Source organism: Variovorax sp. 10N432 (genome assembly GCF_056394465.1).
Genome location: NZ_JBFTHX010000082.1, coordinates 1 through 9,345 on the forward strand (window position 1 = coordinate 1; position 9,345 = coordinate 9,345).

The 9,345-nt window shown below is 68.2% G+C and carries 11 protein-coding genes; 7 read left to right on the forward strand and 4 right to left on the reverse strand.

Features of this window, described 5'->3' with window-relative positions; translation table 11 throughout:
- On the forward strand, window positions 1–468 hold a 468-nt coding region (locus AC1DF3_RS36075), incomplete at its 5' end, for an acyl-CoA dehydrogenase family protein (RefSeq protein ID WP_478142687.1).
- Between the two features lie 48 nt (window positions 469–516).
- Here the strand turns inward: AC1DF3_RS36075 and AC1DF3_RS36080 are convergent.
- Entirely contained in the window at window positions 517–1,257 is a 741-nt protein-coding gene (locus AC1DF3_RS36080) for a GntR family transcriptional regulator (RefSeq protein WP_301811682.1), read from the reverse strand.
- A 157-nt stretch (window positions 1,258–1,414) separates the two neighbouring features.
- Between AC1DF3_RS36080 and AC1DF3_RS36085 the strand changes: the two genes are divergently transcribed.
- Genes AC1DF3_RS36085 through AC1DF3_RS36100 form a run of 4 tightly spaced genes read left to right on the forward strand, consistent with a single transcriptional unit; the run spans window position 1,415 to window position 4,918 of the window.
- Window positions 1,415–2,305: a dihydrodipicolinate synthase family protein gene (locus AC1DF3_RS36085; RefSeq protein WP_286538135.1), complete on the forward strand. Its 891-nt coding sequence runs from the start codon at window positions 1,415–1,417 to the stop codon at window positions 2,303–2,305.
- A gap of 34 nt (window positions 2,306–2,339) precedes the next feature.
- Window positions 2,340–3,320, forward strand: a complete 981-nt coding sequence (locus AC1DF3_RS36090) for a Bug family tripartite tricarboxylate transporter substrate binding protein (RefSeq protein WP_286538137.1) — start codon at window positions 2,340–2,342, stop codon at window positions 3,318–3,320.
- A gap of 3 nt (window positions 3,321–3,323) precedes the next feature.
- The gene (locus tag AC1DF3_RS36095) at window positions 3,324–4,322 is read left to right on the forward strand and encodes a dihydroxyacetone kinase subunit DhaK (RefSeq protein ID WP_478142688.1); all 999 of its coding nucleotides are present in this window, start codon (window positions 3,324–3,326) and stop codon (window positions 4,320–4,322) included.
- Window positions 4,322–4,918 (forward strand): DAK2 domain-containing protein, encoded by a 597-nt coding sequence (locus AC1DF3_RS36100; RefSeq protein ID WP_478142689.1) that lies wholly within the window; start codon window positions 4,322–4,324, stop codon window positions 4,916–4,918. Before AC1DF3_RS36095 ends, AC1DF3_RS36100 begins: the two co-directional genes overlap by 1 nt.
- Window positions 4,919–4,924: 6 nt before the next feature.
- Here the strand turns inward: AC1DF3_RS36100 and AC1DF3_RS36105 are convergent, their stop codons facing one another.
- Both AC1DF3_RS36105 and AC1DF3_RS36110 read right to left on the reverse strand, forming a co-directional pair.
- Window positions 4,925–5,962 (reverse strand): alpha/beta hydrolase family protein, encoded by a 1,038-nt coding sequence (locus AC1DF3_RS36105; protein ID WP_478142690.1) that lies wholly within the window; start codon window positions 5,960–5,962, stop codon window positions 4,925–4,927.
- A gap of 113 nt (window positions 5,963–6,075) precedes the next feature.
- Window positions 6,076–6,987, reverse strand: coding sequence for a LysR family transcriptional regulator (locus AC1DF3_RS36110; protein WP_478142691.1), 912 nt, complete (start codon window positions 6,985–6,987; stop codon window positions 6,076–6,078).
- A 148-nt stretch (window positions 6,988–7,135) separates the two neighbouring features.
- On the opposite strand from AC1DF3_RS36110, the gene AC1DF3_RS36115 reads away from it, so the two are divergent.
- On the forward strand, window positions 7,136–7,681 hold the full coding sequence (locus tag AC1DF3_RS36115; protein WP_286538145.1) for a cupin domain-containing protein: 546 nt from the start codon (window positions 7,136–7,138) through the stop codon (window positions 7,679–7,681).
- Between the two features lie 332 nt (window positions 7,682–8,013).
- On the opposite strand, the gene AC1DF3_RS36120 is transcribed toward AC1DF3_RS36115, so the two are convergent.
- Complete coding sequence (locus AC1DF3_RS36120) at window positions 8,014–9,027, reverse strand: adenylate/guanylate cyclase domain-containing protein (RefSeq protein ID WP_478142692.1); 1,014 nt, start codon at window positions 9,025–9,027, stop codon at window positions 8,014–8,016.
- 188 nt (window positions 9,028–9,215) lie between these two features.
- Here AC1DF3_RS36120 and AC1DF3_RS36125 point away from each other — a divergent pair.
- Window positions 9,216–9,345: alpha/beta fold hydrolase (locus tag AC1DF3_RS36125; RefSeq protein ID WP_478142581.1), on the forward strand; the 130-nt coding region annotated here is incomplete at its 3' end.

The following is a 9,345-nucleotide window of genomic DNA, read 5'->3' on the forward strand; positions in this document are numbered from 1 at the left end:
GAGATCGCCCAGGGCCGCCTGGGCCCGGGACGCATCCACCATTGCATGCGCTCGATCGGCGCCGCCGAGCGCGCGCTGGAACTGATGTGCGACCGGCTTCGTTCGCGCATCGCCTTCGGAAAGCCCTTGGCCGAGCAATCGGTCTGGCACGAGCGCATCGCCGAGTCGCGCTGCCTGATCGACCAGGCGCGCCTGCTGACGCTGAACGCCGCCTACAAGATGGACACGGTCGGCAACAAGGAAGCGCGTGCCGAGATCGCCATGATCAAGGTGGTGGCCCCCAACATGTCGTGCAAGGTGGTCGACTGGGCGATCCAGGCGCATGGCGCGGCCGGCGTCAGCCAGGACTTCTGGCTGGCCGAGGCCTATGCGCACCAGCGCACCGTTCGCATCGTCGACGGACCGGACGAAGTGCACCGCAATGCCATCGCCAAGCTTGAGCTGGCGAAGCGGCCTGCGGCGGCGTAGGGCCTCGCGCGGGGAGGGCGGCCGCAGCCGCACCTCGTCGTCGAAGCCCTAGGCTGCGCCTTGCCCGGCGCGAAGCATCCCGGCGAGAACGCGGTGCTTCGATTGCTCGATGTGCGCCATCATCTGCGCCAGCGCGCCTTCGCTGTCCCCGGCCTCCAGCGCGTGCAGGAACGCGAGGTGCTCGCGCATCGCTGGCACGACCTGGACCGGACGCATCGAGTCCGCGTCGTAGCGGATCAAGCGCACGTGGAGGCTGTTGACCCGATAGATCTCGGACAGGATTTCGTTGCCGATGGCGTCGACCATCTGGTCGTGCAGTCCCCAGTCCACGGCCTGGGCATCCTTCTCGAGGTGCTCGTCGGGGTGCGGCTGCATCGCGCGCTCAAGAATCGCCTCGTGCTGCTTGATCAGCCGGGCAATGGTCTCGGGGCTCGCGACACGCGCGAAGTTCACGACCGCCTCGCGCTCCACCATCGCCCGCACCTGCCACGCATTTCGGATCAGCTTCATGTCGACGGACGCGATCTGCAGCCCGCGCTGCGGCACGGTCTTGATCAATCCGGCAGCCTCGAGGCGGGGGATCAGTTCGCGCACCGCGGCCAGGGGCATCTCCAGCAGTTCCATCAGTTCCCGCTGTGAAACGAACTGGCCCGGCCGGATCCTGGCGTCGATGATCTGTTGCCGGAAACCCTGGTAGGCGCGGCTGCGCTGGTTGACGTGTTCGCCTTCGTTGGCTCCCGCAGTGGCGGATTTCACGGCCGCGGTTCGGACGATGGCGCTGGTGTTCATGGGGTGAGATGTTAAGCCGCGCCGAGCGCGCGGACCTCATGGCGAGGAACTAGGGTTAATACTGAACTATGACTGACATGTCAGTTGGAGTATAGTTCGATACCAGCGCAGCACTCAGCGTCCACAGCCATCCCTCACCACCACTGGAGTCGTTCTCATGGGTCTCGATCTCACCGGCGTCATTCCGCCGCTCGTCACACCGTTCACCGCGGACGGAAGCATCGACGAAGCCGCCTTCCGCAAGGTCATTCGTTTCAACCTGGACAAGAAGGTCCATGGTGTCTGCCCGGGCGGCAGCACGGGGGAGGGCCACACCTTCACGGTCGACGAGTTCAAGCGCGTCATGGAAATCACCGCAGCGGAAGTCGCGGGCGCCGTGCCGATCGTGGCCGGCATCATCTCGAACAGCACACGCGATGCCATCAACCGCGCCAAGGCGATCTCGCACCTGCCCATCGCCGCGCTGCAGGTCACGCCGGTCCACTACCTGTTCAAGCCGGACGAGGAAGCGACCCACAACCATTTCAAGGCGCTCACCGAAGCCACGGATGTCCCCGTCGTGATCTACAACGTCGTGCCCTGGAACTACCTGAACCCGGCCCAGATGATTCGCCTCATGCAGGAGCTGCCCGGTGTGCAGGGCATCAAGCAGAGCCAGGGCGACCTCAAGCTCATGGCCGATCTGCTGCTCGGCGTGCCGGCAGGCTGCAAGGTGTTCTCCGCCGTCGATGCGTTGCTGTATTCGTCATTCGCGCTGGGCGCGCACGGCACGATCGCGGCAACGCCGGCCGCACTCCCGGGTGTGTGCGTCACCCTGTGGGACACCGTGCAGGCGGGTGACCATGTGAAGGGGCTGGAAATCCACAAGGCGATGCTCGCGTTCTGGAACGCCTTGGTCGGCGACAACCTGCCGGCCAACATCAAGACCTCCATCACGCTGCAGGGCTGCGACGCGGGCTTGCCGCGCGCCCCGATGCCGGCGACCCAGCCGGCTCAGCTGGCCCGCATCAAGGCCGCCATGGACAACGTGCTGCGCTTCGACAACTGAAGCCCGGGCAATCAACGACTACGGAGACAAGGAAATGACCATCCAACGCAGACAACTACTCAAGCTCGGCGCGGTCGCCGCCGCCAGCGGCGCACTGGGTTCGCATGCCTGGGCGCAAGCCTTCCCGAGCAGGCCCGTCACGCTCGTCGTGCCGTTCGCCCCGGGCGGCAACACCGACATCGTGGCCCGGACCGTCGCGGTCGCACTGGGCAAGGTGCTCGGCCAGTCGGTGATCGTGGACAACCGCGCCGGCGCGGGCGGCTCGATCGGCGCTGCACAAGTCGCACGCGCCGCGCCGGACGGCTACACCTTGCTGCTGTGCGGCGCCGGCGTGGTGGTGACCGTTCCCGAGATGGTCAAGACCAGCTACGGGCGCACCAACTTCGCGCCGTTGGGGCTCGTCAACAAGAGCTCCATGGTGTTGCTCGCCCGCAAGGACGAGACGCGCTTCAAGAACTTCAAGGAGTTCGCCGCCTATGCACGCTCCGGCGAAGGGAAGCTGACCGCGGCGCATTCCGGCCCGGGCACGCCCAACCACCTGGCCCTGCTGCAGCTGGAAAGCTTGCTCAAGACCAAGTTCACGATCGTCAGCTACAAGGGTTCCGGTCCCGCGCTGATCGACCTGATCGGTGGCCAGATCGACGTCCACTTCGACCAGGTTCCGAGTGCGCTGCAGCACATCAAGGGCGGCGCGCTGCAGGCGCTGGCGGTCCTGGGGCCCACCCAGGACCCGCTGCTGCCCGGCGTGCAGACGGTCTCGGAGCTCGGCTTCGGCAGCATCGACGGCACGACCTATGTCGGCGTCCTGGCGCCGAGCGGAACCCCGAAGGACGTCCAGGACAAGCTCGCGGCCGCTCTGGCGCAGGCGGTGAAAGACCCGCAGACGGTGAACAGCGCCCGCGAGCTCGGCAGCGTGGCGCTCTCCAGCACGCCGCAGGAATTCGGACGGATCCTCGAAGCCGAGTACGCACTCGCCGCCCAGGCCACCAAGGACGGCCGCCTCAAGGTCGACTGACAAGTGAAGAAGATCCTCAACGACCCGAACGCCTACGTCGACGAAATGCTCGACGGACTCTGCATGGCCCATCCCGAACTGCAGCGCCGCGGCGACGGCGGGCGCGTGGTGTGCCGCGCGGGCGGGGCGGTGTCCGGCAAGGTCGGCATCGTCACCGGCGGCGGCTCGGGCCATCTGCCGGTGTTTCTGGGCTATGTCGGGGAAGGCCTGCTCGACAGCTGCGCCGTGGGCAACGTCTTTGCCGGACCTCGGATGGACGACTGCATGGAAGCCATGCGCGCGGCCGATGGCGGTGCCGGCGTGCTGCAGCTGTATGGCAACTACGGCGGCGACCGCATGAACTTCGAGATGGCCGCCGAGATGCTGGCGCTCGACGGCATGGACATCGCATCGGTGCGGGTGTCCGACGACGTCGCGAGCGCGCCCATGGCGCAGCGCGAGAAGCGCCGCGGCGTGGCCGGACTCGTGCTGGTCTACAAGGCCGCGGGCGCGAGCGCGGCAGCGGGCGCAACGCTGGCGCAGGTCGCCGCGGTGGCGCGCAAGGCCAACGATGCATGCCGATCGATCGGGGTGGCGCTGTCGCCCTGCGTGGTGCCCGAATCCGGGCAGGCTTCGTTCAGCATCGACGCCGGAGATGTCGAGTTCGGCATGGGCATCCATGGCGAACCGGGCATCTGGCGCGGACCGCTCAAGAAGGCCGACGCGCTGGCGGACGAGATGCTGGCCCACGTGTTGCCGGAGCTGTCCCTGGCTTCGGGCGATCGCGTGGCCGTGCTGGTCAACAGCCTGGGCGCCACCCCGGCCGAAGAGCTCTACATCCTCTACCGGCGGGTGGCGTCGGTGCTGGCCGAGCGCGGCGTCACGGTCGTGCGGCCCCTGGTGGGTCGCTATGCCACGTCGATGGAAATGGCCGGCGCCTCGCTGAGTGTCATGAAGCTCGATGCCGAACTCGAAAGCCTGCTGGCCGCGCCGGCCCATTGCCCGTTCTGGAGTGTCCGCTGATGCTCGACGCCCCCACTCTGACCGCCGCCGTGCCGCGCTGGTGCGCGGCCATGCATTCGGCGGCGCCCGAACTCAATGCGCTGGACGGCCGTCTCGGCGATGCCGACCTGGGCGTCACGCTCGACAAGTGCGCGACGCTGATCGAGCAGGCCTTGCCTGAACTGCCCGACACGCTGGAAGGCATCTTCAAGCGCTGCGCGCAGGCCAGCGCCAAGGCATCGGGATCGAGCTTCGGCACCCTGCTGACGGTCGCCCTGGCCACGTCGGCCAAGCGCTGCGCGGGCGTGGCCTCGCTCGATCGATCCGATCTGGCGGCGCTGCTGGGCGAGGTGGTGTCGGTGCTGTCCGCCCGCGGTGGCGCCAGCCTCGGCGACAAGACGGTTCTGGACGGCCTGCACGCGATCCAGCTCGCACTTGCCGGCGCGTCCCCGGAGGCCGCGGTGCGCCAGGTCGCCAGCAGCGCGATGCGCGATGCCCTGGATGCCTTTCGCGACCAGCCTAACCGGATCGGCCGCGCCCGCATGTTCGCGGACAAGACCATCGGGCTGGACGACCCGGGCATGGTGGCATTGCAGCGCATGGTCGACAGCCTCTGAGCAATTTCAGGGGGCAGCCGAGCTCAGGACCCTGTCGAAGTAGGCCGGGACCTCGGTGCCCAACCGTTGCAGGAACGCGGGCCGATCGAAGCCCGGCGGATCGGCCGCGATGTCGCCGTCGGGCGTCGGGATGGGCATGCCGGGGATGTCCATGAATGCCGAGTGCCAGGCGCCGGGAACGCGGCGCAGTTCGACCCCGGACAGGTTGCGCGCGATCCACTCGGCATGGAAGCGCGGGACCAGATATCGGTCCTGTTCGGCTTCGTAGACCAGGGTCGGGACCTGGATCGCGGCCAGCGATCGCGCTGAAATGACGGCGCCCAGCGGGGCCAGCGCGACGATGGCGCGAACCCGGCCGTCCGCCAGCGTCGGCACCCCCTGATCCGTCTGCCCGGTGCGGGTCGCTGCCGGGTCTCCGGTGCGGACCAGGCCGCAAAGAATCGGATCGTCGGCACGCTCGCTCGCGCAATGGGTGGCGAGGCGTTGCAGCTCGGGCTCTGCTCCGGCCAGCGCCAGCACCGTGTAGCCCCCCGCCGAGTGTCCGACGGCGCCGATGCGCGGCCCCCTGGCGTCGCGCGCGATCCGGTCCTTCCAGGCGGGGTCCTGCAGCAGCGCGTCGATCACGCGCGAGGCCTGTTGCGGGCGCGCGCTGAAGTAGCGGGCCGGGCCGTTCGCGAGCAACGAGCCGTCCTGCCAGTTGTCGCCGGGATGGCGCAGCGCGGCGACCAGGTAGCCATCGCGCGCCAGCGCTTCGGCCAGGCTGGCGTGGGCCAGTTCCGAGCCGCGGTGTCCGTGGCTCAGGACGATCAAGCCCTTCACCTGTGCCTCAGGCGCACCGCCCAGGGCGGCATGGACCGTGAACGGGCCCATCGCGACGGTTCGCTCGGGCGCCTGCGTGGGGTAGAACAAGGCGACGGGGATGGGCTCGGGGTCCGCGGGCAGGCCGGGAACGCTGAGGGTCCGGAATCCAGCCTGGCTGGCCAGGGCGTTGATCGACAGGAACAGGCCGAGGGCCAGCAGGAGGCCACGTTGTCTGGTGCGCATGAGCGGGTTCCTTGAAGGAAGTGGCAGGGGTTGCCGGGTGGTCGGGATCGCCATCGTCATGGCGCGACCTCCACCGCGCCATCGCCATGCGACGGAGCACCCGGAACCCGGCGTCAGGCGCAGTCGGGCGGCGTGAACGCGCCGCAGACGTCCCGAACGCAACGGCGCAGCCAGCGGTGCGCCAGGTCGCCATCCAACCTCGGGTGCCAGAGCAGCGACACGGTGATCTCCGGCTCGGGCATCGGCAGGCGAAAGCTGTGCATGCCGGCGCGCAGGCCTTCGGTGTGGCGTTCAGGAACACTGGCGATCAGGTCGGAGGCCCGGGCCAGTGCCAGCGCGGTCGCGAACCCGCCGACGACCGTCCCGACCTCGCGCTCCAGGCCGAGCGGCTTCAGGGCTTCGTCGATCGGGCCTCTGTCGGCGCCGCGCCGCGACACGACCACGTGGCTTCCGGCCGCGTACCGGGCTGCCGTCATCTCGCCCCGACACAGCGGATGCCCGGTGCGCACGACGCCAACGAATCGGTCCCGGAAAAGGGCCTGCACGCGGACTTCCGGTCCGGTGGTATTTCCAATGACCCCCGTCTCGAGATCGACCGTGCCGTCGCGCAGGGACGCGCTCTCCTTGTCCGCCTTCTGCATGAAACGCAGCCGCACGCCGGGCGCTTCACGACCGGCGCGTTCGAGCAGACCGGGTCCGAAGGTCTCGACGAAGCCTTCGCTGGTGCGCAGCGTGAACGTCCGGACCAGCGCCCGGAGGTCGAGCGCCTCGGCAGGCCGCAGGACCGCCTCGGCCTCCTGGACGAGTTGGTTGACGCGCTCGCGCAGATCCAGCGCGCGGGGAGTGGCCACCAGGCCCCTCCCGGCGCGGACCAGCAGCGGGTCGCCGGTGGTTTCCCGCAATCGTGCGAGTGCCCGACTCATCGCCGAAGGGCTCAGGCGCAAACGTCGCGCAGCGCCCGCGACGCTGCCTTCGGCCAGCAGGACGTCGAGGGTGACCAGCAGGTTCAGATCAGGCGTCGACATGTGCCGAAGCTAGCACGTTCGGGCTGACATGGCGTTCGGTGCACGTATATGTTGCAACTGCTGCGCCTTCCGCAATTCGCACTGGCGTCCTATCGTTCGAGCACTGCTTGACGAGGGTCGTCCAAGCGCAACTGAAAGGGAAGAAGTCATGGCCAGCAACACGCTCGAAGCATCGATCCAGGGCATCAAGTCGGTCTGGGGCCCGCTGAGCGAGCAGGTGGTCGCCGGGTGCAAGCGCCACTTGGCCGACCTTCTCCGGGCACCGGGCACGGAAGACTGGCTGGCCGCCTTGCACGTCGAAGCGCCGGCGAACAAGGAGCTCCATCGCGATCCGACCCACGGCTTCGTGCTCCTGGCGCATTCGGAATACGCGGGGCTCTACAGGCCACCCCATGACCACGGCCGGGGCTGGGTCATCTACGCGATCCAGCAGGGCGAGATCGAGATGAGAACCTATGCGCGGGTGGCGAACCGCGACGGCACGATCGGGCTCGTGATGCGGGACTCGACGCTGATGCGGCCGGGGCAGGTCCAGGTGTATCTGCCGGGGGACATCCATGACACGCGGTGCATGAAAGGACCGGCGCTCCTGTACCGGTTCACCGAGCGCGACCTCAAGAAGGAAGACAAGGACGAACACCGGGTGACGCGCTATGTCGAGAGGGACGGCGTCTGGACCTTCGGCACGCCATGATCGAAACCTCGACCGCGCAAGGTTCGCGGGCCGCCGCCGTTGCGGCGGTGCTGGCGGCGATGGTGCTCGTGGTGCTCGATGCGGGCTCATCACGGGGATCTTCATGACGCCCTGGCCCCTGGCCGTGGCGGTTGCGGCGCCCCTTGCGGGACGTCTCGCCGACCGCGTGCCGACGGCGTGGCTTTGCGCCGCAGGCGCCACGCTGCTTGCGATGGGCCTCGCGGCGGCCCGCATCCGCCGACGCTGCCCCCAGGATCGGGCTTGGAATCGGTGCCGTGCTGGCCTTGGCGGCAGGCATCGCGAGCATGGTGCGGGCGAGGCCGGCGGTGCAACTAGACGTCCTTGACCGACTGTTCGACGCAGAACGCATGAATGGGCTCGACCCGTCCGCGCAGTGCCAGCGCCCCGAGGTCGTGGGTACGGATTTCGGGCGGCGGCCCCAGGGAGGCCAGCGCTTCGGCCGAGACGATGAACAGGCATCCGACTTCGCGGGTCGCCTGCTCGAGGCGCCCGGTCGTGTTCATGACGTCGCCGTGGTAGACAATCGCACGGCGCACCTGGCCGACCTCGCCGGCGATGACCTCGCCCAGGTGCAGCGCCGCACGCAGTTCCGGCCGCACGCCGAAGCGCTGGACAAACCGGTTCGCGTCGGCGGCAATCGCCGCGCGCATCGCGAAGAAGCAGCGCAGCGCCCGTGCATCGACAACGCCGTCCGCCTCGACCCAGGTGATCACGATCTCGTCACCGACATACTGGTGGATTTCGCCTCGCCACAGCTCGATCGGTTCGGCGACCGCTGAAAACACCGCGGCCAGGAAGCGATGCGCCTGCAGGGCCCCGAGCCGCTCGGCCATGGCGGTCGAGCCCACCACGTCGACGAAGAGGAAGAAGCGTCGCTCGGCGAAGGGCTGTCGATACTTGCCTGTCAGCAGCGCCATGAAGGTGCGGTAGCCGACCAGGCCCGCGGCCTGAAACATCATCACCATGACGGCAACCGGCACGAGCGAGAGAAAAGCCGCGATCAGACCGGTGCGGGCGTCGTAGGAGGTGACGACGCCCAACAATCGCTGGCCCGGTTGGCCAGCGATCACCGCCCAGGCGATCGCGCCGTAGACAAGCGTCTTCAGGATGAACACCGCGACGAACGGCAGCGAGTCGAGCCAGCGCATCGAGGCGCGAGGCAGCAGGAACATCTCGATGCCGCCGATCGACGAAGCCGTGAGCACGGCACTGATGACGCCGATCGGCACGGAGATCAGCAGGGAAGCGAGCAGCGAGCGAGCGTCCGGGGCGGCCATCGCGCCCGCGTAGACGGCACCGACGCCCGCGCCGATGGCCGCGGCCATGCGCACGACGCGCATGAAGCGCCGAAGTCGTTCGCGCCTGATGGCTGGAAGCGGGGCGGTCATCCGGCTTCGAGTCTAAGGGCGGCGCGCGCGCGTCTGGTGCGAGACTTGCATGGAGGATCCGTTCAAAATATCGTGTGACCTCGGTCGCACTCAACCCAACCGCTTTTCAGAAAGACCATCAGCCCATGAGCACGATCAAGACCAAGGACGGCGTCGAGATTTTCTACAAGGATTGGGGCCCCAAGGACGGCCAGCCGATCATGTTTCATCACGGTTGGCCGCTTTCCAGCGACGACTGGGACACGCAGATGCTGT

Excerpts from the sequence above, each read along its gene's own strand:
- AC1DF3_RS36085 (WP_286538135.1), top strand. The coding sequence starts at position 1,415 with ATGGGTCTCGATCTCACCGGCGTCATTCCGCCGCTCGTCACACCGTTC.
- AC1DF3_RS36120 (WP_478142692.1), bottom strand. The coding sequence starts at position 9,027 with ATGGCCGCGGCCATCGGCGCGGGCGTCGGTGCCGTCTACGCGGGCGCG.
- AC1DF3_RS36080 (WP_301811682.1), bottom strand. The coding sequence starts at position 1,257 with ATGAACACCAGCGCCATCGTCCGAACCGCGGCCGTGAAATCCGCCACT.
- AC1DF3_RS36110 (WP_478142691.1), bottom strand. The coding sequence starts at position 6,987 with ATGTCGACGCCTGATCTGAACCTGCTGGTCACCCTCGACGTCCTGCTG.
- AC1DF3_RS36090 (WP_286538137.1), top strand. The coding sequence starts at position 2,340 with ATGACCATCCAACGCAGACAACTACTCAAGCTCGGCGCGGTCGCCGCC.
- AC1DF3_RS36100 (WP_478142689.1), top strand. The coding sequence starts at position 4,322 with ATGCTCGACGCCCCCACTCTGACCGCCGCCGTGCCGCGCTGGTGCGCG.
- AC1DF3_RS36115 (WP_286538145.1), top strand. The coding sequence starts at position 7,136 with ATGGCCAGCAACACGCTCGAAGCATCGATCCAGGGCATCAAGTCGGTC.
- AC1DF3_RS36105 (WP_478142690.1), bottom strand. The coding sequence starts at position 5,962 with ATGCGCACCAGACAACGTGGCCTCCTGCTGGCCCTCGGCCTGTTCCTG.